Here is a 25,643-nt window from a genome sequence, read left to right as displayed (position 1 = left end):
ATACGGCGCCTCTTGCGTCCCCGCCCCCTTCCGCTAGCCTCTCTCACGCAATGCCGCCACATGAAGCGGCTTCAATGATGTTTCTGGGAGCCACGCCATGAAATCCCCGATCTGCAGTATGTTGGGAATTGAATTTCCCTTGCTCGCTTTCAGCCACTGCCGCGATGTCGTTGCCGCCGTCAGCCGTGCCGGCGGCTTTGGCGTGCTCGGCGCCACCGCACATTCTCCGGAAACGCTGGAGCAGGAGCTGAAATGGATCGACGATCATGTCGACGGCAAGCCTTACGGCATCGATGTGCTGATCCCGGAAAACATTTCCACCGCTGGCGAAAAGGACGTCACCTGGAAATCGCTGGAACGCCGCATCACGCCGGAGCATCGTGATTTCACGAAAACTCTGCTGAAGAAATATGGCGTGGATCTCAGGATCACCGAAGTCCCGGCCGATCAGCCGCAACCTTTCGATGGCGAGACAGCACTGCGGCTGCTCGATGTCTCATTCCGGCATCCCATTCGCCTGATCGCCAATGCGCTCGGCGTGCCGCCGAAAGCGATGATCGAGATGGGCAAGGCGCATGGCGTGCCCGTGGCCGCGCTGGTCGGCGCGAAGGAACATGCGATCCGCCAGGTCGCCGCGGGCGTCGATATTCTTGTCGCGCAAGGCACCGAGGCCGGCGGCCATTGCGGCGAGGTCTCGACCATGGTGCTGGTGCCGGAGGTGATCAAGGCCATCAAGCCGATCCGCAGTGTGCCGGTGCTGGCGGCGGGCGGCATCATGACCGGCAAGCAGATGGCCGCATGCATGGCGATGGGCGCGGCCGGTGCGTGGACCGGCTCGGTGTGGCTCGCGACAACCGAGTCCGAGACATCGGAGATCTTTCGCGAGAAGATGATTGCGGCGTCATCGCGCGACGCGATCCGCTCCAAGGGGCGCACCGGCAAGCCGGCGCGGCAGCTCCGCTCGGTGTGGACCGATGCGTGGGATCGCGGGCCGGACAGCCCCGGCGCGCTGCCGATGCCGCTGCAGAGCCTGATCAGCCGCGACGCCTTCGCGTCCATCGATCGTTCCGCTGCAGCCGGCAATGCGCAGGCGCGTGATCTGGTCAGCTATTTCGTCGGCCAGGGCGTCGGACTGATTGACAGCGTCAGGTCGGCGGGGGCAGTTGTGCAGGAATTCAAGGAGGACTTTGCCGAGGCGGCGGAGCACCTCTCCGTGCTGGTTTCGGAATAAAGGCAAGAGCAATAACAATGACCAAGCAAACTGAAGATCGCATCCCCGTCATCGTCGGCGTCGGTGAGTTCTCCGATCACCCGAAGGAACTGACGCAAGGACTCGAGCCGCTCGACCTGATGATGGAAGCGCTGAAGCGCGCCGAGCAGGATGCGGGCGGCCAACTGTTGAAAGATATCGACTCGCTCGACATCGTAAATTTTCTGAGCTGGCGTTATACGGCACCGGAAAAGCAGCTCAGCGAGAAACTCGGTATCGCGCCAAAACACGCTTATTACGGCCCGGTCGGCGGCGAGAGTCCGATCCGCTACATCCATGAAGCAGCGCAGCGCATTGCGCGCGGCGAGAGCCAAGTGGCCGCGATCACCGGCGCGGAATCGCAAGGCACGGCGACCAAAGCCGAGCGCGCGAAAGTCGAGCTGCCATGGACGCCGTTTGCGCATGATGCGCCGGAGCCGCTGCGTGGTTCCAACTATCAGAAGCCGATGGCGGTGAAGCTCGGCGTCAACAAGCCGGTGACGGTGTATCCATTCTATGAAGCCGCATCCGCCGCGCATTGGGGCCAGACGCCACGCGAGGCGCATCGCGAGAGCGGCGAGCTCTGGTCGCGCTATGCCGGCGTGGCCGCCACCAATCCGGAAGCGTGGAACAAGACGGCCTTTACGCCGGACGAGATCACCACACCGACGGCGGACAACCGTCTGATCGCCTGGCCCTACACGAAGCTGATGGTCGCCAATCCGATGGTGAACCAGTCATCGGCGATCCTCGTCGCCAGCCTCGCCAAGGCGCGCGCGGCGGGCGTGCCGGAAGATCGCATGGTGCATATCGTCGGCGGCGCTTCGGCGGAGGAGCCGCGCGATTATCTCGACCGTGACCAGTATGTGGAGAGCCACGCCCAGAATGCGGTGCTGAAAGCCGTGATGGCGCTGGTCGGAGGCTCGGGCAAGGCGTTCGATGCGATCGAGCTCTATAGCTGCTTCCCCTGCGTGCCGAAGATGGCCCGGCGCACGCTTGGCCTTGGCGCAGACGTGATGCCGACGGTGGCGGGCGGCCTCACCTTCTTCGGCGCGCCGCTGAACGATTATATGGCGCACGCCGCCTGCGCGATGGTGCGCAAGATTCGCGCGGGCACGAAGACGGGCCTGCTCTATGCGCAAGGCGGCTTCGTCACCAAGCATCATGCGCTGGTGGTGTCGAAGGAGATGCCCGCGGAGCCTATCGCGCAGAGCGTCAACGTGCAGGCGGAAGCGGACCGTGCGCGCGGGCCGGTGCCGAATTATGTCACCGAGGCGTCGGGGATTGGCACCGTGGAGAGCTTTACGGTGATCTATGGCCGCGGCGGCGAGATCGAGCATGGCGTGGTGATTATTCGCACGGCCGCAAATGAGCGAGCACTGGCAAGGGTGCCGGCCAATGACGCGGGCACGCTGGCGATGCTGATGGATCAGGACAAGACGCCGGTGGGGGCGAAGGGCAAGGTCAGCACCGCAGGGGATGGGGTGCTGGAGTGGAAGGTGGGGTAGTTCTTCTCCCTCCCCAAGTGCGGCGTAGCCGCGCGCAGCGGGGAGGGTGGATCGACGTGAGCGTTCAGCGAGCGTCGAGACGGGTGGGGTCTATCCCACACTCTGACGTCACGTGGGGATAGACCCCACCCGGCGCTACGCGCCACCCTCCCCGCTGCGCCGCTACGCGGCTTGGGGGAGGGAGACCACTCCTACCCCTTCACTTCCTTCTTCTCCGTCTCCGCCGTCGGCTTGCCGTCCTTGGCAGCGGGGCCGCCGGTGACGCGGACCTTGTCGCCGTCGTTCAGGCCATCCGGCGGCGCGGTGACGATGCGGTCGTCAGCGGTGATACCCGAGCCGATCTCGATCTCGCGGCCGAGGTCGCGGGCGATGGTGATGCTCTTGAACAGGATGCGGTCATCCGGCGTCACGGTGGCGACGCGAAGCCCCTTCTGGCCGAAGATCAGGGCGCTGGCCGGCACATGCAGCGGCGCGGCGGTGCCGGTGAGCGCGAGTTTCACATTGGCGAAACCGCCGGGCATCAGCTTGCCGTCGGGATTGTCGAGGCGAAGCTGCATGCGCGTGGTGCCGGAGCCGATATCCACCGCGCGCGAGGAGGCTTCCACCGTGGCCTCGAACACCTCGTTCGGGTGATCCGGCACGGTGATGGTCGCCTTGGTGCCGATCTGGACCGCGGGCGCAAAGTTCTGCGGCACTTCCACATAAACGCGCAGCTTGCTGACGTCGGAGATCACGAACATCGCAGCACCCGTGCCGGTGCCGCCGGAGATCAGCGCACCGACATCGGTATTGCGCTGGGTGACGATGCCGTCGAAGGGCACGGTGATCTTCTTGTAGTCGGCCAGCGCCTCGAGGCGCTGCACATTGGCCTCGCCGGACTTCACGGCGGCGCGCTTGTTGTTGAGGTCCGCGGTGCGCTCGTCGATCTCTTGGGCGGAGACGAAATTCGAGGCCACCAGCGTCTTGCGGCGGTTCAGCGTGGCTTCGGACAGCTTGGCGCTGGACTGCTGACTGACGAGATCGGCGCGGGCCTGCAGCAGCTGCTGGTCGAGATCAGGCGCATCGATTTCAGCGATCACCTGCCCGGCCTTCACCTGCGCGCCCATATCGGCATCCCAGCTCTTCAGATAGCCGGAGACGCGACCGAAGATCGGCGCGCGGGAATAGGCCTCCAGGCGGCCAGGAAGGTCCAGGGTGGGCTTCAACGGCCGGCTGCCTGGCAGCGCCACGGCGACCGTCGGAATCGCCTGCTCAGCCGTCCAGGTCTTGAGTTCCGTATCCGTCTTGGCCCGGGCCATGATGCCGGTGACGACCACGCTGCCAGCGACGACGAGGCCGACCACACCGGCGACGCCGAGCTTGCGGCGGGAGACCGGGGCAGTCTGCTGGTCAGAGGGCGTCTTCTCAGTGGACATGCGAAGGCTCCGAAGCGGCCGGATGGGCCGAAGTCTGGTGATCGGATTGTTGTTTTTTGTGCACAAGGCTGAACACGACCGGCACGAACATCAATGTAGCGATGGTCGCAAAAATCAAGCCGCCAATGACCGCGCGACCAAGCGGCGCATTCTGCTCGCCGCCTTCGCCGAGGCCAAAAGCCATGGGCGCCATGCCGATGATCATGGCCAGCGCCGTCATCAGAACCGGGCGGAACCGGGTAAAGCCGGCTTCCAGCGCCGCCTTGATGGGATCGCCATGCACGGCATAACGCTCACGGGCGAAGGATATCACCAGTACGGAGTTCGCGGTAGCGACGCCCATACACATGATCGCGCCGGTGAGGGCGGGAACCGACAGTGTCGTTTCCGTGGTGAACAACATCCAGACGATACCGGCAAGTGCCGCCGGTAGCGCGGTGATGATCACGAACGGATCCGACCACGACTGGAAGTTCACCACGATCAGGAAGTAGATCAGCACGACCGCACCGAGCAGGCCGAACAGCAGCCCCGCGAAGGACGAGTTCATGGTCTCGACCTGGCCGAGCAGCGCCACGGTGGACCCACGTGGCAGTTCGGCCTTGGTTTCCTCAATGGCCTTATAGATGTCGTTGGAAACCGAGCCGAGATCGCGGCCCTGGGTCGTCGCATAGATTTGGATCATGGTCTGGATGTCGTATTGCGACACCACGGCATTGGTGGAGGTGCGCTTGATATCCGCGATGCCGCCAAGGATCGGCGAGCCCTGGGCGCTGGCCGATGTGATCGGCAGCGTCTGCAGCGCATTCAGCGAATCCATCTTGTATTGCGGCGTCTGCATCACGATCGAATAGGAGATGCCGTTGTCGGGATTGAGATAGTAGGTCGGCGCCACCTGCGAGGAACCGGCGAGATTGACCACCAGGCTGTTGGTCACATCACGCTCGGTCAACCCAACATATTGCGCGCGGGTGCGATCGACATCGATGTTGAAGCCGGGATTGTTCGGCGATTGCTGGATGCGCGCATCCGCAATGCCCGGGATCATCTTTACCTTGGCAAGCAACTTGTTGGCGTAAGCATAGTTCTCCACCGTGCGGTTGCCGCGGATCTGCAGGTCGATCGGCGCCGGCGCGCCGAAGTTCAGGATCTGGCTGACGATGTCGGCGGGCAGGAAGGCGAAGCTGGTGCCCGGGAATTCTCGTGGCAGTCTTTCGCGCAACTGCTTCACATCTTCCTCGGTCGGCCGGTGGCCGTCACGCAGCTTGATCTGGATGTCGCCATCCGCGCTGCCGAGCACGCCGGTGTTGTTATAGGTGAGGTTGATGCCCGAGACCGGTAGACCGATATTGTCGGTCATCGTCTCGATCTCGTTCGGTGGAATGATGCCGCGGATCGCCTTCTGGATATCGGCCAGCTGATTGGCGGTCTCTTCCACGCGGGTGCCGACCTGCACGCGCACATGCATCAGGATGCTGCCGGCATCGACCTGCGGGAAGAAGTTGCGGCCGAGGAACGGCACCAGCAGGAATGACGCTCCGACGACCAACAAGAAACCTGTGACGAAGATCGGACGTCGCCCCAGCGCGAGATGCAACAGGCCGTGATAGCCTGCGCGAAACTTCTCGAACCGGTTCTCGAAGCCGCGCTGGAACATGACCAGTGGATTGCGTGTCGGCGGCTTCTCGCCTTCATGATGCACATGCGGCTTGAGCAGATACATCGCCATGGTCGGCACCAGCGTGCGCGACAGGATGAACGACCAGATCATGGCGAACATCACCGCCATGGCCATGGGCACGAACAGGAACTTTGCGATGCCGTTGAGGAAGAACATCGGCACGAAGACGATACAGATACAGAGCAGAGAGACGAAAGCCGGCGTCACGATCTGCGCGGCGCCATCCATGATGGATGTCTCGACATCCTTGCCCTGTTCGAGATGGTAATTGATGTTTTCGATGGTCACCGTGGCGTCATCGACGAGAATGCCCACCGCGAGCGCCAGCCCCCCAGCGTCATGATGTTCAGCGTCTCGCCGAACATCGACAGCATGATGATGGCGCCGAGCACGGCGAGCGGGATCGACACCGCGATGATCACCGTCGAACGCCAGCTGCCGAGGAACAGCAGGATCATGATCGAGGTGAGCGCAGCGGCGATGACGCCTTCATGCGCCACACCCGAGATCGCGCCGGCGACGAACATCGACTGGTCGCCGATATAGGCGATCTTCAGCGCGTCCGGCAGCGCGGGGCGCACTTCCTCCACCTTCTTCTTCAGGCCGGCGATGATATCGAGCGTGGAGACCGAGCCCGCCTTCAGCACCTGCATCAGCACCGACCGATTGCCATCCACATGAACGATATTGGTCTGCGGCGAGTTGCCGTCGCGCACGGTGGCGACGTCGCCGACATAGACCATGGCGCCATTGACCTGCCGGATCGGCAGATTGGCCAGTTCCTCGATCTTGAGCGGCGCGTTGTTGAGATTGATGGTGTATTCGAACTGGCCAATCTTCTGGGTGCCGACCGGCGTGATCAGGTTCTGCGCGGCCAGCGCGTTGGCGACATCCTGCCCCGACAGCCCGCGCGCCTGCAGCGCTGCGGGATTGAGATCGATGGTCACCTGGCGCTGCTTGCCGCCGAACGGGAACGGGATCGCGGCGCCGGGCACCGTCACCAGCGCGGTGCGCAGCTGATTGAAGCCGATATCCTGCAGCTGCTGTTCGTTGAGCCCGTCACCCGAGAGCGCGAGATTGATGATCGGCACCGTGGAGGCCGAGTAGTTCATGATCAGCGGCGGCGTGGCACCCGGCGGCAGCTGCCTCAGCAGGGTTTGCGAGATCGCAGTGACCTGCGCATTGGCTGTGCGGATATCGACATTCGGTTGGAAGAAGATTTTGACGATGCCGAAGCCGTTATAGGAATTGGAGACGATGTGCTCGATGTCGTTCACCGTCGTCGTCAGCGAACGCTGGAACGGCGTGGTGATACGGCCGGCCATCTGGTCGGGCGGCAGGCCTGTATAGGACCAGACCACGCCGATGACGGGAATGCGGATTTCCGGGAAAATGTCCGTGGGTGTGCGAAGTGCAGCAAGCGGCCCGACGATCAGAAGCAGCAAGGCCAACACGACGAATGTGTAGGGCCTGGTCAGAGCAATGCGCACCAACGAGATCATGTATCGACGGTCTCCGAGCCGCGCGCTGCTGCGGTGCAGCGTAATTCCGGCCACGTGATTTAGCTCAACTTCAACAGATTGGCTATGGAACGAAGGCTCATGGGCCTTCACTTCGCCGCTATTGTTAATTGTTTGAAGCGCCAACGTGGCGCCGGCACAACAGTTTTATGCTTAAAAAGACGAGGTTTTCATCATCGTCATCGCGCTGTCGTCACGGCAGCAAGATGAACTATTTGTAATGCGCTCGGGAAAGGCAGTGGCCTGCTCATTCAGGCAGCCCTCCGCTCGTTCCATAGGCGCGAATTACCAAAGGCTACGGCATCAGCTTCAGGGCATCCGCAAAGAAATCCGGGCCGCCGAAATTGCCGGATTTCAGCGCCAGCACCATGTCGCCCTGCCCAGCACCAACCGCGCGCAGCACGGGCACGCCGGCCGCGATTTCGGCGCCAACGAGAAAGCCGGGAATGCCCAGCCTGTCGACCACCGCGCCGGACGTCTCGCCACCGGCCACAATGAGGCGGCGGACACCTGCCCCCACCAGCGCCTCGGCGAGATCGGCCATCGCCTGCTCGATGGCATGGCCAGCCGCGTCGCGGCCGTGCCGCTTCTGGAGCTGCGTCACCTGATCCGTCGTCGAACTGCTCGCGATCAGGATGGGCCCCTTGCCGAGATGCTCCTTAGCCCAGGCCATGGCACGCTGGACCTCCTCCTTGCCGACAACCACTTTCTCGGGATCGAGATGCAGGACCGGCATGGCGTGTTCGGCCTTCGCGATCTGCTGCAAAGTGGCTTGCGAGCAACTGCCGGCGAGACAGGCGGCAGCTCCGCCAACCGGCTTTTCTGCCAGCGAGGTGGCGGCATCCGCGTTCACGCGACCGGACGCGACCAACCCGCGCGCGAGGCCAAGCCCGAGGCCGGATGCGCCGACGGATACGCGATGATCGAGCGCAACGGTGCCGATGGTTTCCAGATCTTTCGCGAACACGGCGTCAATCACAGCCGCCCCAAAGCCATTCTCCGACAAGCCATCGAGATGCGAGCGCACGACATCGGCGCCGCTCGCAACGATGCCGAGATCGACCAGGCCGATATTGGTCTCGCTCTGCCGCGCCAGCACGCGCACGAGATTGGAATCGTGCATGGGATTGAGCGGATGATCCTTCAGCGGACTCTCGTTCAGCGGCACAGTGCCGACGAACAGATTGCCCTGATAAACCGTGCGACCGGTCTCCGGAAACGCCGGCGTGACCAGCACGATGTTGTCGCCAGCATCGGTGCGCAGCGCATCCATGACAGGGCCGATATTGCCCTTGTCGGTGGAGTCGAAGGTCGAGCAGATCTTGAACAGCACATGCGACGCGCCGCGGCTGCGCAGCCATTTGTCGGCCGCGCGCGATTTCTCGACGGCAGCGCCTGCTGCGATCGAGCGGCTTTTCAGCGACACGACGACGGCATCGACATCCGGCAGCTTCAGATCATCGGCCGGAATGCCGATCGTCTGCACGGTCCGCAAACCATTGCGCGTCAGCGTATTGGCGAGATCGGAGGCGCCAGTGTAATCGTCGGCGATGCAGCCCAGCACGAGCGTCATACTTTCACTCCCGCATAGGGCTTGAACCAGCCGAGACCGGCCACCGTGTCGCCGGCCGGGCGATATTCGCAACCGACATAATTGTCGTAACCGAGCCGATCGAGTTCGGCGAACAGGAACGGATAGTTCAGTTCCTCGCCGGCAGGCTCATTGCGCGAGGGCACACCGGCGATCTGGATATGGCCAATCATCGGCATCATCTCGCGCAGCCGCATGGTGACGTCGCCATGCAGGATCTGGCAGTGATAGATATCGAATTGCAGGCCGACATTGGGAATGCCGAGCTCGGTGATGATGTCGCGTGCGAACATGAAATCGTTGAGGAAATAGCCGGGCACGTCACGGCCGTTGATCGGCTCGATGACGATGTCGATGCCGTGATCGCCGACGAAATCCGCCGCCCATTCGATCGACTTCTTGAACGCGTCCACCGCTTTTGGATCGTGGCGATCGGCAATGCCGGCCATCATGTGCAGGCGGCGCACGCCGGTGGCTTCCGCATAGGGCAAGGCCGTATGCAGGCTCTGGCGCAGATCGTCGAATTTTTCCGGACGCGCGGCAAAGCCTTTTTCACCGGCATTCCAGTCACCGGGCGGAAGGTTGAACAGCACCTGCTTCAGGCCATTGCGTTCGAGGCGTTGAGCCACCTCTTCTGGCTTGTGCTCGTAGGGGAAGAGAAATTCGACGGCGGTAAAGCCGGCTTTGGCGGCGGCATCGAAGCGATCAAGGAATGGATGCTCATTGAACATCATGCTGAGATTGGCGGCGAAACGGGGCATTTTATAGTGTCCTTTCAGCCGTCATTGCGAGGAGCGAAGCGACGAAGCAATCCAGCTCTTGACCTGAAGAAAGACTGGATTGCTTCGCTCCGCTCGCAATGACGATCAAATGTTACGGCAGTTTTGCCCCGGTCACTTGCGCATACATGCGCGCCACCGATGCATCGTCGTCGCGCCCCATGCCGGCGGCGGAGGTCATCAGGAACATCTGCAGCGCTGCGGCCGAGACCGGCACGGGGAATTTTGCCGTGCGCGCCATGTCCTGAATGATGCCGAGATCCTTGACGAAAATATCGACGGCACTGCGCGGTGTGTAATCGCCGTCCAGCACATGCGGCATGCGGTTCTCGAACATCCAGGAATTGCCGGCGGAGGCTGTGATCACCTCGTAGACCTTGCGGATGTCGAGACCCTGCTTTGCAGCGAAAGCGATCGCCTCGGAGGCCGCAGCAATATGCACGCCGGCGAGCAACTGATTGATCATCTTGAACGCCGCGCCCTGGCCTGCGGCATCACCGAGTTCGTAAAGCTTTGCCGACATCGCATCGAGAGCCGGACGCGCCTTGGCAAAAGCGGCGGCGCTGCCGGAGGCGAGAATAGTGAGTTCTCCCTGCGCTGCACGCTGTGCGCCACCTGAAATGGGAGCATCGAGATAATGGCGGCCTGTGGCTTCGAGCTGCTTGGCGAGGCGCCGCGCAACGTCGGGATCCATCGTGGCCGACGAGATGAACACAGCATCCTTGGCAAGAGTTTCGGCGACGCCGTCATTACCGAACAGGATCGTCTCGGTCTGCGCGGCGTTGACCACCACGCTCACCACGATATCGGCCGTCTTGGCCGCTTCCGCCGGGCTCGTCGCGCCCTGCCCGCCTTCTGCGACGAAGCGCTGCACGGCTTCGGCAGTGACGTCGCATCCGGTCACGGTGAAATCCGCGCGATGGAGCGACAGCGCCATGCCGTAGCCCATGGAGCCGAGGCCAATAACGGCGATACGCGGTTTATCGGATGCAGGTGACATCGGGCCAGTTCCTCGGCATTTCCACGCGGCCGCTCTGATTGCGGCCTTGTCCTCTCGGTAACACGGCTTGGCCTGCCTGCCAAAGCATGGGACAAGCCGGAACGAGGAAATGCCATGAATGACACACAGCTGCGTGACGACATCTGCCGGCTCGGCCGCTCGCTGTTCGAGCGCGGCCTGACGCCCGGCTCCTCCGGCAATATCAGCGTGCGCTGCGAAGACGGCGGCTGGCTGGTGACGCCCACCAATGCCTCGCTCGGCTGGCTCGATCCCGCAAAACTGTCACGGCTGGATGCCACGGGTCGGCTGATCTCCGGCGACAAGCCGACCAAGGAAGTGCCGCTTCATACAGCGCTCTACGAGACCCGCGGCACCGCGCAGGCCATCGTGCATCTGCATTCCACGCATTCGGTGGCCGTCTCGATGCTTGCCGAGGTCAATCCGCGCGCGGTGCTGCCGCCGATGACGCCCTATTACATGATGAAATGCGGCGTGACGGCGCTGGTGCCCTATTATCGGCCGGGCGATCCGGCGGTTGCCGATGCGATCAAGGGACTGGCGGGGAAGTATTCATCGGTGCTGCTCGCCAATCACGGCCCGGTCGTCGCCGGCGACAGTCTCGAAGCGGCGGTTTATGCGATGGAGGAGTTGGAGGAGACAGCGAAGCTGTATCTCCTCCTGCGCGGGCTGAATCCACGGCATCTCTCGCCGGAGCAGGTGAACGATCTCGTGAAGACGTTCGGGCTGACGGTGCCGGAGCATGATTGGCACGATCACTGATCGTGCCCTGACTCACAGCCCCAGATACGCCTTCCTTACATCCGGATTGCTCGCGATCTCCGAGGCCTTGCCCTGCATCAGCACGCGGCCGGTCTGCAGGATATAGGCGCGGTCGGCGATCTCCAGCACTTCGGCCATGCGCTGCTCGACGATCAGCACGGTCATGCCGGTATCGCGGATCTTCTTCACGGCCTGGAAGATTTCGTCCACCAGTTTCGGCATGATGCCCTGCGAGGGCTCATCGAGCATCAGAAGGCGCGGACGCGTCATCAGCGCGCGGCTGATGGCCAGCATCTGCTGCTCACCGCCGGATAGCGTCTCGGCGCGCTGCTCAAGACGTTCCGATAGACGCGGAAACAACTCGAACACAAATTTCAACGGTTCTTCGCGATCGGCCTGGCTGCGATACATGTAGCTGCCGAGCTTGAGATTGTCCTGCACCGACAGGCGCGGGAATAGCCGGCGATTCTCCGGCACATAGGCGATGCCGCGCGCGGTGATCAGATGCTGCGCCATGCCGTTGATCTGCTGGCCATCGAAGGTGACCGTACCCGAACGCGGGCGCTCGGCCCCCGCGATGGACTTGATCAGCGTCGATTTGCCGGCGCCGTTGGCGCCGCAGACGGCGACGACCTCGCCTTTGGCGACGTCGATGGTGACGTCCGAAATGGCGACCAGCCCCTGATAGGCGGTGGTGACGTCACGCACCGACAGCATGGCGATCCCCGAGATATGCACTGATGACTTCTGGATGCCGGACGACATCCGCGGGTTTACCTTCGACGAGCTTCTTGCCGAGATTAAGCACGATGGCGCGATCGACCAGCGGCATCACGATTTCCATGACGTGTTCGACCATCAGCACGGTGACGCCGGTCTCGCGCACCTTTCGCACCAAGGCGACGCCAGACTGCGCCTCCAGCGGCGTGAGGCCGGTGAGGCATTCGTCGAGCATCAGGAGCTTGGGCTCTGTCGCCAGCGCGCGGGCGACTTCGAGGCGGCGTTTCTCGGACGGGATGAGTTCGCGTGCCAGCTTGTCCGCGCGCGGACCAAGACCGCAGAATTCCAGAACTTCATGCGCCTTGCGGCGCGCGTCCTTCATCTTGTCGTTGCGGATCAGCGCGCCGACGATGACATTGTCGATCACGGTCATCGTCTCGAAGCTCTTCACCACCTGAAAGGTGCGCGCGATGCCGAGTGCGCAGCGCTCGGCGGCAGGCATGCGGGTGACATCCTTGCCGTCGAACCAGATCGAGCCCTGGGTTGGCGGGAGCACGCCGGCGATCAGGTTGAACAAGGTCGACTTGCCGGCCCCGTTCGGGCCAATCAGGCCGACGATCTCGCCTGCGCCCACCGAGATCGACACATCGCTATTGGCAACTAGGCCGCCGAAGCGCTGCCAGACGCCGCGGGTTTCCAAGAGATGCGCACTCATTGCGGCACTCCTTTCGAAGCGGGTCGTCGCGAGAACAGGCCGATCAGGCCATCCGGCCGCGCGAGCGAGATCAGCACGATCACCGCGCCATAGAGGATGAGATCGACACCACGACCGGAGCCACCGATGAAGGAGCGCGTGAGCTCCGTCATCGGGATCAGGATGACAGCGCCGAGCACGGGCCCCCATAGCGTGCCGATGCCACCGAGCACCGCAGGCAGCGCCATCAGCAGCGAGAACTGGAACGTCATCACGCTTTCAGGATCGATATAGGAGACGAACTGGGCGTAGAACGCGCCGCCGATGGCAGTGAGGAAAGCGGAGACAGCGGCGGCGCCCATCTTGGAATTGAACACGACCACGCCAAGGCTCTCGGCCGCATCGGGATTGTCCTTCACCGCACGCCACCAGAAGCCCCATTTGGAATCTTCCAGCCACCAGGTGATCAGCCAGGCAACACAGCAGAACACCAGCGCGAAGTAATAGAAGGGCAGCTTGCTGCGCGTGAACTGGAATTTTGCCCATGAATCGCCGCGCACCGGGATGTCGATGCCAAGTGCTGCGCCGGCATAATCCCAGTTGTGGAACAGCAGAAAGCCGATTTCGGCGATGACGATGGTGGCAATGACGAAGTAGTGGCCGCGCAGGCGGAAGGTGGGATAGCCGAGCGCGAGGGCAATCACCGAGGAGATCGCGCCGCCAGCCAGCATGCCGAACCAGGGCAGCACGCCGAACTTGGTGAACAGCAGTGCGGTCGTATAGGCACCGAGGCCGAAATACAGCGCGTGGCCGAGGGAGATCTGGCCGCAATAACCGCTGAGGATGTTCCAGGCCTGCGACAGCGCCGCATACATCAAGGTCAGCACCATGATGTTCTGCACATAGACGTCCTTGACGAAGAACGGCACGCAGGCGGCGATGGCGGCAAGGAAGCCGGCAAGGATGAGGTCGCGGCGGCGGCGTTGGGTGAAGCTGTCCATCAGATCGATCCGAACAGGCCGCGCGGCCGAATGAAGACCACGAGGAGATAGACGGCATAGATGCCGACCGATTTCAGCGAAGGCGGCAGGATCATCGCCGTGGTCGCCTCGACCAGACCGACGATGATGCCGCCGGCAAAGGCGCCGAACACGCTGCCGAAGCCGCCGAGCGCCACGGTGACATAGGCGATCAGCGCAAAGGACGCGCCGACATCGGGATAGATGTAGAAGAAGATCGCCATCACGCCGCCGGCGAGACCGATCAGCGCCGAGCCAAGGCCCCATCCGAGCGCAAACACTTTGTTCTTGTCGATGCCGACCAGTGCCACCGCGCCGGCATCCTCACGCGTCGCTTCCAGCGCACGGCCGAAATCGGTCTTCTTCATGAAGAAGTAGAGTGCACCGAAGGCAGCGATGGAAATCAGCGCGCCAACGAGCTGCGGTACCGGCAGGAACACACCGAACACCGAGATCGTCTTGCCGCCCAGCATCGAGGCCGGAATGCTGCGATAATCCGGCGTGAAGAAGAACTGCGCCAGGCCGCGCATCAGGATGGCGAGGCCGAAAGTCGCGAAGATCTGCACCATGCCGATATTGGCTTTGGCCCGCATCGCGAAGCGTATGATGATGAGATAGATTACCGCGCCGAACACGAACATGCCGGCTGCGACGATGGGGATCGACAACAGGGGATCGACCGCCCAGAACATGAAGAGGAAGAAGGTGAGGTACATCGCCAACATCAGGAATTCGCCATGGGCGAAGTTGGTGACGTCCATCAAGCCGAAGATCAGCGCGAGGCCGACGGCCAGCAGGCCGTAAAGCAGCCCCATCAGCAATCCGCTGGCAAGGCTCTGGATGATGGTCGCGGCGGTCAAAATGCGATCCTCTCAATCATTGTAGCGCAAAGGCAGCGGTGGCCTCCCTCCCCAAGCGCAGCGCAGTGGGGAGGGTCGGCCGATAGGCCGGGGTGGGGTGGGGTGTTTCCGCGAGTGACGGAGCTTGTGGCACCCCCACCCGGCCGGCCTTCGGCCGTCCACCCTCCCCACCTAGCGAAGCTTCGCTTCGCGCGGGGAGGGTTAGCGAGCGCCGCCCTTACGGCATCGGCCAGATCGCATCCGCCACGGCGGCCTGCGGCGGGAAGATGGTGACGAACTTGCCGCCGTTATATTGCAGCAGCACCGGGTCAGCGTTGTTGTTCTGCCCCATCTCGTCGAACTTCACCCTCGCCCATGGCATGATCGTGCTTTCGCCCGGCATGTCGGTGGCGACCAGCGCCTCACGGATCTTCTCGCCGTCGGTGGACTTGGCGCGATTGATGGCATCGGCCATCACGATCAGGCCCATGAACTGGCGCGACGAGTAATCGTTGAAATCCTTCCCGGACTTCTCCTTGAACATGTCGTTGATCTTGCCCACCATCGGACGCTTGGCCGCGAGATCGATGGAGAACGAGCCACGCGAGATGACGCCCGGGATCTTGTCGCCGACGGCATCATACAGCGCCTTCTCGGAGAAACCGGCGTCCTGGGCCACGATGTTCTTGGCCTTGTAGCCGAGCTCACCCATGGTCTTGATCAGCAGAATGCCGTCGGTGGTGTAGCTCGACGGCATCAGAACGTCCGCATTGGCGGCCTTGAGCTGCTGCACTTCGGCGGTGAGCGAGGGCGAATTGGCGCGATACTTGATGTCGGCGACGATCTTGTAGCCGCGATCGGCGGCGAGCTTGAGCTGGGCATTCGCCGAGTCCGTGCCGAAGATCGTGTCCTCGTGGAACAGCGCCAGCGTTTCGATCTTCTGGCCCTTCTTTTTCAAGGCATCGAAGAAGTCGAACATCGCCGTCGAGAACATCTCGTCGTGCGGCGCTGCGCGGAAGTAATATTTCAAGCCACGGCGATGCAGGCTGGGCGACGAGTTGTCTGCCGACAAGAACGGGATCTGGTAACGCTCGCAGATCTGACTGACGGTGACGGCGACGGCGCTCTGATAGGTGCCGACGATGGCCGACACCTTTTCCTGGGTGATCAGGCGTTCGGCTTCGGCGCGGCCCTTTTGCGGGTCGGCCTGATGGTCGGCGAACACCAAACGCACCTTTGCGCCGCCGAGACCCGTAAAGCCCTCGCCCCGCGCCATCGGCAGATCGAAATCATAATTTTTGTTGATGATGTCGGCTGCGGTCTCAAACGCCTTCTGCGCATCGACACCGATCTGCGCGCTGGCGCCCGACAGCGGATAGATCACGCCGATCACGACTTCCTTGGCTTGCGCGCGAACCGGCGTCGCAAGCGGAAGCAGCGCGGCGGAGGCAGCGCCTCCAAGCAGAACATCACGGCGAGAAATCGTCATCTGGGTGTCCTTTGTGATCGGCAGCTATCGATAGGAACTAATCGAGGTTACGGTAAAGCTCGAAAGATCGGCAAGCTGCTTCTTATAAAACAGCAAGTTGCTTATTCTTGAGGTCGGTGATCAGCATGACGCCCGGCGCATGCGTGATGGCGAACGGCACTTTCGCAGCTGCGATAACCGCTTGCGGCGTGACCCCGCAGGCCCAGAACACCGGGATCTCGTCGTCATTGATGGCAACCGCATCACCGTAATCCGGCTTGCTGATATCCTTGATGCCGATGGACCCGGGCAAGCCGAGATGTACCGGCGCGCCATGCACCGACGGAAAGCGTGACGTGATCTGCACGGCGCGGATCGCATCGGCCGGCTTCAGCGGGCGCATCGAGACGACCATCGGACCGGCGAAGGGACCAGCGGATTTGCAGGCGATATTGGTGCGATACATCGGCACCAGCACATCCTGCTCGATGTGACGGATCGGCAGATCCTCGGCCATCATCGGCTCCTCGAACGAATAGGAACAGCCGATCACGAACGATACGAGATCGTCGCGCCAGTATTTGTTCACCTCCGCCGGTCGATCGATCGCCTCGCCGTCCTTCCAGACGACATATTGCGGAATGTCGGTGCGGATATCGAGATCGAGACCGAGCGCAGGGATGTGGGGATCGCCCACGTCAGACATGCCAATGATCGGACACGGCTTTGGATTGAGCTGGCAGAAGCGATGAAAGGCCGAGGCCTGCGCCTCGGGCAGGATGACGAGATTGCCTTGCACATAGCCCGGCGCCACCCCGGCCGTGCTCGCATATTTGCCCGCACGATAGGCGCGTCGCGCGACTGCACTAGGCAGATCGCCGGTGTCGGCTTCGTCACGATCGAGCTTCGCCGGATTGCCCATAGCACCCTGCCTCAATAATCGCCTTGCCTGCGTTTTGGCCTCGACTTAGTGGGACATAGCGCTAGGATAATGTCTAATCGTGTTTTCTGATCGCCTCCGATAAATTGAAATTATCTAAAAGGATGACGTTGGGAGATGGCTGACTTCAAGGCACTGGAGACGTTTCTCTGGGTGGTCAATCTTGGCAGCTTTCGCGGTGCAGCGCAGAAGCTCCATACAACGCAGCCGGCGATCTCGCAGCGCATCGCGCAGCTCGAACACGAAGTCGGCGTCCGTCTGCTGCAACGCGATCGGCGCATTGCCTCTCCAACGCCCGCTGGCCGGCAGATGCTTGTCTACGCGGAAAAGCTGATCGGACTGCGCTCGGAGATGATGGCCGCTATGGGCGACCGCTCCGCCATGCGTGGAGTGCTTCGGCTCGGCGTCGCCGAGACCATCGTTCACACCTGGCTGTCGAAACTGATCAAACAGGTCAACGAAGCCTATCCGAACCTGTCGCTGGAGATCGAGGTCGATATCACGCCGAACCTGCGCGCACGTCTGCTGGCGCAGGAGATCGAGCTTGCTTTCGTCGTCGGCCCGCTCGCGGCATCGGACGTCCAAAATAAAGTTCTGTGCGACTATCAGATCGGCTTTCTTGCCAGCCCATCACTCGGGCTCGGCACGGAGACATTGTCCGTCGAAGATCTCGCCAAGCATCCCATCATCACCTTCCCGCGCAAGACGCGACCATATGAGATCGTGCGTTCGATTTTCAATCGCCCGTCGCTGCCGCCGATACGCCTGCATGCGAGCGCGTCGCTCGCGACTGTGATCCATATGGCGATCGAGGGCCTAGGCATAGCGGTGATCCCGACGGCGATTGTGCAGAACGAGCTCGCTGACGGCCGGCTGCAATTGCTCGACACCAATGTGCCGATCCAGCCGCTGACCTTCGCAGCAAGCTGGCTCGCTTCGCCGGATACGGTGGCCATCGAACTCGTCGCCAGCCTCGCTGCACAGCTTGCACAGGAGAGTGCAGCAACAAGCACTGCTCCGCATATCAGCCCATTGGTTGACGTGATGGCCCCGGCGGGTCATTGAAACAGACCTCATTCCACCAAGCGAAACTCCCAGGACGGACGGCATGACCAAGCTCGGCGACAATCTCAAGATCAATTCCGCACGGCTCTGGGACGCGATCAACGAGACCGCGAAATTCGGTGGCACACCGAAAGGCGGTGTGCGCCGCCTGACGCTTGGTGCCGAAGACAAGCAGGTGCGCGACTGGTTTCGCAAGGCATGCGAGGATGCCGGGCTCGAGGTGAAGATCGACGCGCTCGGCTCCATGTTCGCACTGCGCAAGGGTCGCGACATGTCGAAGGCGCCGATCGGCGTCGGCTCGCATCTCGACACCCAGCCCACCGGCGGCAAGTTCGATGGCATTCTCGGCGTGCTTGGTGCGCTGGAGATGGTGCGCACGCTGGACGATGCGGGAATTGAGACCGAAACGCCGATCTGCATCGCCAACTGGACCAATGAAGAAGGATCGCGCTTTGCGCCAGCGATGATGGCCTCGGCCGCCTATGCCGGCGATTTCACCGTCGATGACATCCTGTCACGCAAGGACATCGACGGCGTCACCGTCGGCGAGGCGCTCGACTCCATCGGCTATCGCGGCGATGTCGCCGTTGGCACACAGAAATTCTCCGGCTTTGTCGAATTGCATATCGAACAGGGCCCGGTCCTCGAAGCCGAGGGCAAGACCATCGGCGTCGTCGATACCGGCCAGGGCGTGCTGTGGTTCGACGGCAAGATCACCGGCTTCGAGAGCCATGCCGGCACCACGCCGATGCATCTCCGCAAGGACGCGCTGGGCACGCTTGCGGAAATCGTCCTGGCCACCGAGCGTGTGGTCACCGAGATCGGCGCACTCGGCACCATCGGCGAGGCCGTGATCGCGAGCCCGTCACGCAATGTGATCCCCGGTGAGATCGCTTTCACCATGGATATGCGCAGCGCCGATGCCGGCAAGCTCGACGCCATCGAAAAGGGCGTGCGCGAGGCGATCACGGCAATTGCGGCCAAGCGCAAGGTCGAGGTGAGTTTCGACAAGGTCTGGCACAAGCCGCCGACGCACTTCAACAAGGACTTCGTCAACGCCGTCGAGAATGCCGCGACGGAGCTCGGCTACTCGCATCGCCGCATCACGTCGGGCGCGGGCCACGACGCCTGCAATCTCAACAATGTCATGCCCACCGCGATGGTGTTCATCCCGAGCAAGGACGGCATCAGCCATAACGAGCTGGAATCTTCCACCCAGGATGATTGCGCCGCCGGCGCCAATGTTCTGATGCACACCGTGCTGGCACTCGCCGGCGTTTCGTCCAAATAGATCGAGGGGCTATCCATGCGCGGTGTATTCGTCGATGCCAGCGAGGAGTTGGCGAAGATCCTGGAACGGCTGACGCAGCCGGGTGACATCGCGATCAGGATCAATCGTGATGAGGACATCAAATCCGCCGACCTGCCCAAGGTGCTGGACGGCGCCGAGATCGCCATCGTCGATCACACCTATGTGCCGACCGATGTGGCCAGGCAGTGCACCGGCCTGAAGCATATCGTGTTTCTCGGCACCGGCGCGCGCAGCTACATGCATCTGGAGGAGCTCGCTGAACTCGGCATCGAGGTGCATCTGATCCGCGGCTATGGCGACACCGCTGTCGCCGAATGCGCCATCGCGCATATGTGGGCCGCCGCACGCGGCCTTGCCGAGCAGGACCGCGAAATGCGGGCCGGCAACTGGCTGCGCGATGAAGGCATGGAGCTGACCGGCAAGACCATCGGCCTGATCGGCTTCGGCGGCATTGCCGCGGAAGTCGCGCGCATCACGCTGGGTTCGGGCATGAAGGTGCTCGCCTGGAACCGCTCGCCGAAGTCGCATCCCGGCGTCGAATTCACCGATATGGAAACGGTGCTGGCCAAGAGCGACGTGATTTCACTGCATCTGCTGCTGAATGACGAAACGCGCGGCATGATCACCCGCGAGCGCATCGGCCAGATGAAGAAAGGCGCGATCCTGATCAACACCGCGCGCGGCGCGATCGTCGATCAGGACGCGATGATTGATGCATTGCGGTCAGGCCAGTTGCGCCATGCCGGCCTCGACGTGTTCGAGATCGAGCCGCTACCTGCCGGCCATGTACTGACGAAAATTCCGAACGTGACGCTGTCGGCGCATTCCGCGTTCCGGACACCGGAAGCGAGCATCAATCTGATCGATGCAGCGTGGAAGCATTGCAGAAGGATTGCGGGATAAGCGCAGTCGTCATTGCGAGGAGCGCAGCGACGAAGCAATCCAGTTCTTTGCCTGAGGCTTTCTGGATTGCTTCGCTGCGCTCGCAATGACGGCGGAGAGATTGTTACTCAATCATCTCAGCCACAGCCTTACCGCACGCGGTCGTATCCGCCTGACCACCAAGGTCGCGCGTGCGCAGTGTGCGCTCCGCCAGCGTGCGTTCGATCGCCTTGACGATGGAATCAGCCGCTTCCTTCTCGCCGAGATGCTCCAGCATCATCGCGCCCGACCAGATCATGCCGATCGGGTTGGCAATGCCCTGCCCCGCAATATCCGGCGCCGAACCATGCACGGGCTCGAACACCGACGGGAAATCGCCGGCCGGATTGATGTTGCCCGACGGCGCGATGCCGATGGTGCCCGTACAGGCGGGACCAAGATCCGACAGGATGTCGCCGAACAGGTTGGATGCCACCACGACGTCAAACCGATCCGGATTCATCACGAAATGCGCGGTGAGAATGTCGATGTGATACTGGTCCCACTTCACGTCGGGATAGTTCTCGCCCATCGCCTTCACGCGCTCGTCCCAATACGGCATGGTGATCGCAATGCCGTTGGACTTGGTGGCCGAGGTCAGGTGCTTCTTCGGCCGCGACTGGGCGAGATCGAAGGCGAATTTCAGGATGCGATCGACACCGGTGCGGGTCATCACCGTCTGCTGGGTGACGAATTCACGATCGGTATCCGGGAAGCTTCGGCCGCCAACTGCCGAATATTCGCCTTCGGTGTTTTCACGGACCACCCAGAAATCGATGTCGCCGGGCTTGCGGCCGACCAGCGGGCACGGCACGCCGGGCATCAGGCGCACGGGGCGCAGGTTCACATACTGATCGAATTCGCGGCGGAACTTGATCAGAGAGCCCCACAGCGAGATGTGATCCGGAATCTTCGCCGGCAGGCCGACCGCGCCAAAATAGATCGCGTCATGCTTGCCGATCTGGGCTTTCCAGTCGTCCGGCATCATCTGGCCGTGCTTCTCGTAATAATCGTAGGACGAGAAATCGTAGTGATCGAATTTCACCTTCACGCGGTGCTTCTTGGCGACCGCTTCGAGCACGCGCAGGCCTTCCGGCATCACTTCCTTGCCGATGCCGTCGCCGGGGATGACTGCAATCCGATATTCTTTGCTCACGTGAGGTTTCCTTCGCCGTTTGAATTGCCGGCAGGTTTGGACCAAAGCCGGCGCGCGATCAACGCTGCAGTGCAATGTTGACCGCATTTGGTGCAGCAGAATAACTCGAAGCCGTAGCCTGGATGGAGCTAACGGGTCGCGCAAAGCGCGCCCGATGATAAACTCCGCGCAATCCGGGATTCAGAGGTTCAGCAATTCGCCGGTCCCGCATTACGCTTCGCTCCATGCGGGCTACAAGGAACGTCCATGGATCTTCATCTGCGCGGCAAGCGCGTCCTGATCACCGGCGCCTCCAAGGGGATTGGCGCCGCTGCGGCCGAAGCCTTTGCCGAGGAAGGCGCCCATATCCGCCTCGCCGCCCGCAACGTCGAGAAGATGCAGGCGCTGGCCGACAGCCTGCGGTCGCGTCATCAGGTCGATGTGACAATCCATGCCACCGACCTGCGTAATGCCGAAGATCTGGCCGCGCTGGCGGCGGCGTCTAGCGATATCGACATCCTCGTCAACAATGCCGGCGACATTCCCGGCGGCACGCTGGACAAAGTGGACGAGCCGACCTGGCGGCATGCCTGGGAGCTGAAAGTGTTCGGCTTCATCAATCTGACACGGCTGGTCTATGCGCAGATGAAAGCCCGTGGCGGTGGCATCATCGTCAATGACATCGGCGCGGCCGGCGAGAAGTTCGATGCCAATTACATCTGCGGCAGCGCCGGCAATGCAGCGCTGATGGCCTTCACCCGCGCCCTCGGCGGCAAGAGCCTGAAAGACAATATTCGCGTCGTCGGCATCAATCCCGGCCCGGTGGCCACAGACCGGTATCTCACGCGGATGCAGGCGCAAGCCAAGGCGCAACTCGGTGATGAAAGCCGCTATCGCGAACTCGAGAAGAATCTTCCGCTCGGCCGCGCCGCCAAGCCGCGCGAGATCGCCGACCTGATGGCGTTTCTGGCATCGGATCGCGCGGGATATACGTCGGGCGTGATCTATACGGTGGATGGCGGCTATAGCGCGGGATTCAGTAGTTAGCCGTCATTGCGAGGAGCAAAGCGACGAAGCAATCCAGCTCTTGGCTTCTGGATTGCTTCGCCCTGGGAAAGTTGCGAAGGGCAACTTTCCCAGGGCTCGCAATGACGGAGAAATTAACTCAACGCCCCCGCATGCACCCACCACAGCGGATGCGCGAGCTGGATGGCATGCGCGGCACGCTGCGCATCCGTGTCGTTGTCAAATAGTGCAAAGCATGTCGCGCCGGAGCCAGACATGCGGGCGAGACGAACGCCTTGGGTCGCGCCAAGCGCAGCAAGCACGTCGCCGATAACAGGCTCGACCTTCAGCGCGGGTGCTTCGAGATCATTGGTGCCGGCACTGACCGCGGCAATCCAGTCATCAACCGACGCGCCTTCCGCCGGCCATGAGCGGGCCTTCAACACATCGGCGGGGCCAACGCGCAACTGGCCGTTCTTTAAGCCGAGTTCCTGAAATACATCCTTGGTCGCCACCGGGACGCGCGGATTGACCATGACGCAGGGAAGACGCGGCAGGCTGAGCTGCAGCAGGTTTTCGCCGACACCGGTCATGACACAGGCATGCGACTGCACGCAGACCGGCACATCGGCGCCGGTCAGGCGCGCGACGTCCATCACGCGGGGATCGTCGAGTTCGAGATTGTTGGCACGCACCAGAAGACGGAGCGCTGCGGCAGCATCCGCCGAACCACCGCCGATGCCGGCAGCCACCGGCAAATGCTTGTCGAGCGCAAAGGTCCCGAAAGAGAGACCTTCGACTTGCTCGCCGAGCAGCCGCGCCGCTTTGATTACGAGATTATCGGCGTTGTCGCCGCATTCCCGCGCGCGTGGCCCGGTCGCGGTGAGCGCAAGATCGCCGCCCGGTGCAAATGTCAGCTTGTCGGCACAATCGGCGAACACCACCACGCTTTCCAGATCGTGATAGCCGTCGGCCCGCCGCCCGATGACGCGGAGGGTCAGATTGACCTTGGCCCGCGCCTGTTCCTCCAGGGAAGACACGTCTTCCCGGGAAGATGTATCTTCCCGAGCAGGCTGCCCAGTGCCCGCCGATGCCCCGTCATAGAATTAGCCGCCTTTGTCGCTGTCTTTCTTCACCTCCGGCTTGTCGGCCGAAGCCGCTGCCGGGGTTGTCTCGTTCAATGTGCAGCCTTCCGGCTTCTCGCCGCCATCAGGCACGCATTTATCCATCTTGGCCTGGATCTTCGGCAGCTCGTCCGCTTCCGGCTTCAGGTCCTTGGCGTGCTGCCACTGGAACCTGGCTTCGAATTTGCGCCCAACGCGCCAATAGGCATCGCCGAGATGGTCGTTGATGGTCGGATCTTCCGGCTTCAGATCGATGGCACGTTCGAGATGCTTGGTGGCGTCCTCGTAATTGCCGATGCGATAGTAAGCCCAGCCGAGCGAATCCACGATGTAGCCGTCATCCGGACGCTGCTCGACCGCGCGCTTGATCATCTTCATGGCGTCGTCGAGATTGATGCCCTGGTCGATCCAGGAATAGCCGAGATAGTTCAGCACATGCGGCTGCTCCGGCTGCAGCTCGAGCGCCTTCTTCATATCGACTTCGGCCTTGGCCCACTGCTTGGAGCGCTCGAGGCAGATGCCGCGGAAATAGTAGTAAACCCAGTTCGGTTTATCCTGGTTGGCTGCGACGACGTCGATGCCCTTGGTGTAGGTCTCCGCGCAATCAGCGAACTTCTTGCGGCCGCGCTCGATATTGCCGAGCGCCATGATGGCTTCGAGATCCTTCGGATCGCTGGCAGTAACGTCCTTCAGGATCTTGATACCCTCGTCGCTGCGATCGGCGGCATCGAGATTGGTGGCCTGCTGGATCATCGCATTGCGCTTGAGCGCCGAATTCGCCGGCATGCGCTCATAGACCTTGATGGCCATCTTGGGCTTCTTCACGGACTCATAGAGATCCGCGAGCGACAGCAGCGCCAGCGAGTGATCCGGCTTCAGATAGAGCGCGAGCTGAAGATAGACCAGCGCGAGGTCTTCGCCGCCGCGGCGGGTCAGCGACGCGCCGATGCCGTACAAAGCTTCCGCGGCGCCAGCCTGCGGGCTGTCCACCAGCGCTGGCAGCTTCTTGCCGGCCTTGGTCTCGCGGATGCCTTCGAGCACCAGCGGGTGGCGCGCCAGCTTCTTATTGAAGGTCTCATAGACGGCGAGCGCCGCAGCGTCGTCCTTGTTGCGTGAGGTCCAGCGGCCATAGGCATCGACCACGCGCAGCGCGGAATCATCGAGCTTTAAGGCGCGTTCATATCGCGCGCCGGCATCTTTCTGCTTGCCCGCGAGATCGAAGATCAGGCCGGCATGCAGATCCTTGAAGATCGGATACCAATCCGGTCCGGCAAGCTTGTCGATATTGGCGATGGCCGCCTTGGTGTCGCCCGCACCATAGCTGGCCCAAGCGCCGAGCAGGGTTGCGACCAGATCGGTGATCGGACCGCGGACCGACTGATTGATGTTGGTCTGCGCGGTCGCATATTTCTTCGTCTTGAGATCGCGCACGCCGACCACGAGACGGGCCACGCGGTTCGACTTATCGATGGTCAGGATGCGTTCGGCGAGCTTCACGGCTTCGTCGATGTCGCCATCGGCGAGCGACGAGATGAAGGCGCGATCGAGCAATTCGTTATTCTTGGGATCGGTGCGCAGAGCAGAGCGGTAAAACGCCGCAGCCGACGAGGCATCGCGTTCCACGCTGGCATGACGCGCAGCCAGGTAGCTGCCGGCCGTCGTCATCTGCTTCAGATCCTTCGCCGTCGGGAACGTCGCCGAATTATCGGCGAGATGATCCGGGGTCTGGGCGAAGGACTGCGCCGGCAAGGCCAGCACGGCGAATGCAGCGGCAGCGAGCGTCAAGCGGTTGAAACGGGAGGACAACATCAAGTTCGCCTAGCTCCGAAAATTGGGTAGTTGCGGGCGGAAAGTCGGGCACAAACGCGATCTGAATTG

20 protein-coding genes and 1 pseudogene are annotated in these 25,643 nt (G+C 62.2%); 7 read left to right on the top strand and 14 right to left on the bottom strand.

Annotated elements, in window-relative coordinates; genetic code table 11:
• The first annotated feature begins 97 nt into the window (after positions 1-97).
• Both RPMA_RS05935 and RPMA_RS05930 read left to right on the top strand, forming a co-directional pair.
• Positions 98-1,231 (top strand): nitronate monooxygenase, encoded by a 1,134-nt coding sequence (locus tag RPMA_RS05935; protein WP_211911968.1) that lies wholly within the window; start codon positions 98-100, stop codon positions 1,229-1,231.
• Positions 1,232-1,248: 17 nt separating this feature from the next.
• The gene (locus RPMA_RS05930) at positions 1,249-2,757 is read left to right on the top strand and encodes an acetyl-CoA acetyltransferase (protein ID WP_211911967.1); all 1,509 of its coding nucleotides are present in this window, start codon (positions 1,249-1,251) and stop codon (positions 2,755-2,757) included.
• Positions 2,758-2,948: 191 nt separating this feature from the next.
• Here RPMA_RS05930 and RPMA_RS05925 read toward each other — a convergent pair whose 3' ends face one another.
• From RPMA_RS05925 to ltnD, 5 genes and pseudogenes are all read right to left on the bottom strand, one after another.
• The gene (locus RPMA_RS05925; protein ID WP_211911966.1) at positions 2,949-4,172 is read right to left on the bottom strand and encodes an efflux RND transporter periplasmic adaptor subunit; all 1,224 of its coding nucleotides are present in this window, start codon (positions 4,170-4,172) and stop codon (positions 2,949-2,951) included.
• A pseudogene (locus tag RPMA_RS05920) lies at positions 4,162-7,355 on the bottom strand (efflux RND transporter permease subunit). Before RPMA_RS05920 ends, RPMA_RS05925 begins: the two are co-directional and overlap by 11 nt.
• A gap of 313 nt (positions 7,356-7,668) precedes the next feature.
• Positions 7,669-8,946 (bottom strand): 3-oxo-tetronate kinase, encoded by a 1,278-nt coding sequence (gene otnK / locus RPMA_RS05915; protein WP_211911965.1) that lies wholly within the window; start codon positions 8,944-8,946, stop codon positions 7,669-7,671.
• Positions 8,943-9,725: a 2-oxo-tetronate isomerase gene (otnI, locus tag RPMA_RS05910; RefSeq protein ID WP_211911964.1), complete on the bottom strand. Its 783-nt coding sequence runs from the start codon at positions 9,723-9,725 to the stop codon at positions 8,943-8,945. Before otnI ends, otnK begins: the two co-directional genes overlap by 4 nt.
• 112 nt (positions 9,726-9,837) lie before the next feature.
• The gene (gene ltnD, locus RPMA_RS05905) at positions 9,838-10,743 is read right to left on the bottom strand and encodes an L-threonate dehydrogenase (protein WP_211911963.1); all 906 of its coding nucleotides are present in this window, start codon (positions 10,741-10,743) and stop codon (positions 9,838-9,840) included.
• 114 nt (positions 10,744-10,857) lie between these two features.
• On the opposite strand from ltnD, the gene otnC reads away from it, so the two are divergent.
• Complete coding sequence (gene otnC, locus RPMA_RS05900) at positions 10,858-11,523, top strand: 3-oxo-tetronate 4-phosphate decarboxylase (protein WP_211911962.1); 666 nt, start codon at positions 10,858-10,860, stop codon at positions 11,521-11,523.
• 12 nt (positions 11,524-11,535) lie between these two features.
• Here the strand turns inward: otnC and RPMA_RS05895 are convergent, their stop codons facing one another.
• From RPMA_RS05895 to RPMA_RS05870, 6 genes are all read right to left on the bottom strand, one after another.
• Entirely contained in the window at positions 11,536-12,240 is a 705-nt protein-coding gene (locus tag RPMA_RS05895) for an ABC transporter ATP-binding protein (RefSeq protein WP_211913448.1), read from the bottom strand.
• Positions 12,224-12,958 carry an ABC transporter ATP-binding protein gene (locus tag RPMA_RS05890; protein WP_211911961.1) on the bottom strand — a complete coding sequence of 245 codons (735 nt, stop codon included), beginning with the start codon at positions 12,956-12,958 and terminating at the stop codon, positions 12,224-12,226. Before RPMA_RS05890 ends, RPMA_RS05895 begins: the two co-directional genes overlap by 17 nt.
• Entirely contained in the window at positions 12,955-13,938 is a 984-nt protein-coding gene (locus tag RPMA_RS05885; protein WP_211911960.1) for a branched-chain amino acid ABC transporter permease, read from the bottom strand. Before RPMA_RS05885 ends, RPMA_RS05890 begins: the two co-directional genes overlap by 4 nt.
• Complete coding sequence (locus RPMA_RS05880; protein WP_233026452.1) at positions 13,938-14,771, bottom strand: branched-chain amino acid ABC transporter permease; 834 nt, start codon at positions 14,769-14,771, stop codon at positions 13,938-13,940. Before RPMA_RS05880 ends, RPMA_RS05885 begins: the two co-directional genes overlap by 1 nt.
• A 262-nt stretch (positions 14,772-15,033) precedes the next feature.
• Positions 15,034-16,284 carry an ABC transporter substrate-binding protein gene (locus tag RPMA_RS05875; protein WP_211911958.1) on the bottom strand — a complete coding sequence of 417 codons (1,251 nt, stop codon included), beginning with the start codon at positions 16,282-16,284 and terminating at the stop codon, positions 15,034-15,036.
• Between the two features lie 82 nt (positions 16,285-16,366).
• Positions 16,367-17,185: a putative hydro-lyase gene (locus RPMA_RS05870; RefSeq protein ID WP_211911957.1), complete on the bottom strand. Its 819-nt coding sequence runs from the start codon at positions 17,183-17,185 to the stop codon at positions 16,367-16,369.
• A gap of 135 nt (positions 17,186-17,320) precedes the next feature.
• Here RPMA_RS05870 and RPMA_RS05865 point away from each other — a divergent pair, with 135 nt between their 5' ends.
• Genes RPMA_RS05865 through RPMA_RS05855 form a run of 3 tightly spaced genes read left to right on the top strand, consistent with a single transcriptional unit; the run spans position 17,321 to position 20,483 of the window.
• Positions 17,321-18,268 (top strand): LysR family transcriptional regulator, encoded by a 948-nt coding sequence (locus RPMA_RS05865; RefSeq protein ID WP_211911956.1) that lies wholly within the window; start codon positions 17,321-17,323, stop codon positions 18,266-18,268.
• 43 nt (positions 18,269-18,311) lie between these two features.
• A complete protein-coding gene (locus RPMA_RS05860) occupies positions 18,312-19,559 on the top strand; it encodes a Zn-dependent hydrolase (protein WP_211911955.1) in 1,248 nt (415 codons plus the stop codon).
• 15 nt (positions 19,560-19,574) lie between these two features.
• Positions 19,575-20,483, top strand: coding sequence for an NAD(P)-dependent oxidoreductase (locus RPMA_RS05855; protein WP_211911954.1), 909 nt, complete (start codon positions 19,575-19,577; stop codon positions 20,481-20,483).
• Between the two features lie 103 nt (positions 20,484-20,586).
• On the opposite strand, the gene RPMA_RS05850 is transcribed toward RPMA_RS05855, so the two are convergent.
• Positions 20,587-21,600 (bottom strand): tartrate dehydrogenase, encoded by a 1,014-nt coding sequence (locus RPMA_RS05850; protein WP_305849011.1) that lies wholly within the window; start codon positions 21,598-21,600, stop codon positions 20,587-20,589.
• Between the two features lie 303 nt (positions 21,601-21,903).
• Between RPMA_RS05850 and RPMA_RS05845 the strand changes: the two genes are divergently transcribed.
• The gene (locus RPMA_RS05845) at positions 21,904-22,683 is read left to right on the top strand and encodes an SDR family oxidoreductase (RefSeq protein ID WP_211911952.1); all 780 of its coding nucleotides are present in this window, start codon (positions 21,904-21,906) and stop codon (positions 22,681-22,683) included.
• A gap of 113 nt (positions 22,684-22,796) precedes the next feature.
• On the opposite strand, the gene RPMA_RS05840 is transcribed toward RPMA_RS05845, so the two are convergent.
• Both RPMA_RS05840 and RPMA_RS05835 read right to left on the bottom strand, forming a co-directional pair.
• Positions 22,797-23,681, bottom strand: a complete 885-nt coding sequence (locus RPMA_RS05840; protein WP_211911951.1) for a 4-(cytidine 5'-diphospho)-2-C-methyl-D-erythritol kinase — start codon at positions 23,679-23,681, stop codon at positions 22,797-22,799.
• Between the two features lie 66 nt (positions 23,682-23,747).
• A complete protein-coding gene (locus RPMA_RS05835) occupies positions 23,748-25,574 on the bottom strand; it encodes a tetratricopeptide repeat protein (protein ID WP_211911950.1) in 1,827 nt (608 codons plus the stop codon).
• Positions 25,575-25,643 lie beyond the last annotated feature (69 nt).

The sequence above is a fragment of the Tardiphaga alba genome, assembly GCF_018279705.1.
Lineage (GTDB): Bacteria > Pseudomonadota > Alphaproteobacteria > Rhizobiales > Xanthobacteraceae > Tardiphaga > Tardiphaga alba.
This window is presented reverse-complemented; position numbering and strand designations above follow the sequence as displayed.

Excerpts from the sequence above, each read along its gene's own strand:
- RPMA_RS05860 (WP_211911955.1), top strand. The coding sequence starts at position 18,312 with ATGACCAAGCTCGGCGACAATCTCAAGATCAATTCCGCACGGCTCTGG.
- ltnD (WP_211911963.1), bottom strand. The coding sequence starts at position 10,743 with ATGTCACCTGCATCCGATAAACCGCGTATCGCCGTTATTGGCCTCGGC.
- RPMA_RS05835 (WP_211911950.1), bottom strand. The coding sequence starts at position 25,574 with ATGTTGTCCTCCCGTTTCAACCGCTTGACGCTCGCTGCCGCTGCATTC.
- RPMA_RS05925 (WP_211911966.1), bottom strand. The coding sequence starts at position 4,172 with ATGTCCACTGAGAAGACGCCCTCTGACCAGCAGACTGCCCCGGTCTCC.
- RPMA_RS05880 (WP_233026452.1), bottom strand. The coding sequence starts at position 14,771 with ATGGGGCTGCTTTACGGCCTGCTGGCCGTCGGCCTCGCGCTGATCTTC.
- RPMA_RS05930 (WP_211911967.1), top strand. The coding sequence starts at position 1,249 with ATGACCAAGCAAACTGAAGATCGCATCCCCGTCATCGTCGGCGTCGGT.
- otnC (WP_211911962.1), top strand. The coding sequence starts at position 10,858 with ATGAATGACACACAGCTGCGTGACGACATCTGCCGGCTCGGCCGCTCG.
- RPMA_RS05890 (WP_211911961.1), bottom strand. The coding sequence starts at position 12,958 with ATGAGTGCGCATCTCTTGGAAACCCGCGGCGTCTGGCAGCGCTTCGGC.
- RPMA_RS05875 (WP_211911958.1), bottom strand. The coding sequence starts at position 16,284 with ATGACGATTTCTCGCCGTGATGTTCTGCTTGGAGGCGCTGCCTCCGCC.
- RPMA_RS05895 (WP_211913448.1), bottom strand. The coding sequence starts at position 12,240 with ATGCTGTCGGTGCGTGACGTCACCACCGCCTATCAGGGGCTGGTCGCC.
- RPMA_RS05855 (WP_211911954.1), top strand. The coding sequence starts at position 19,575 with ATGCGCGGTGTATTCGTCGATGCCAGCGAGGAGTTGGCGAAGATCCTG.
- RPMA_RS05870 (WP_211911957.1), bottom strand. The coding sequence starts at position 17,185 with ATGGGCAATCCGGCGAAGCTCGATCGTGACGAAGCCGACACCGGCGAT.
- RPMA_RS05885 (WP_211911960.1), bottom strand. The coding sequence starts at position 13,938 with ATGGACAGCTTCACCCAACGCCGCCGCCGCGACCTCATCCTTGCCGGC.
- RPMA_RS05850 (WP_305849011.1), bottom strand. The coding sequence starts at position 21,600 with ATGCCGGAAGGCCTGCGCGTGCTCGAAGCGGTCGCCAAGAAGCACCGC.
- otnK (WP_211911965.1), bottom strand. The coding sequence starts at position 8,946 with ATGACGCTCGTGCTGGGCTGCATCGCCGACGATTACACTGGCGCCTCC.
- RPMA_RS05845 (WP_211911952.1), top strand. The coding sequence starts at position 21,904 with ATGGATCTTCATCTGCGCGGCAAGCGCGTCCTGATCACCGGCGCCTCC.
- RPMA_RS05865 (WP_211911956.1), top strand. The coding sequence starts at position 17,321 with ATGGCTGACTTCAAGGCACTGGAGACGTTTCTCTGGGTGGTCAATCTT.
- otnI (WP_211911964.1), bottom strand. The coding sequence starts at position 9,725 with ATGCCCCGTTTCGCCGCCAATCTCAGCATGATGTTCAATGAGCATCCA.
- RPMA_RS05935 (WP_211911968.1), top strand. The coding sequence starts at position 98 with ATGAAATCCCCGATCTGCAGTATGTTGGGAATTGAATTTCCCTTGCTC.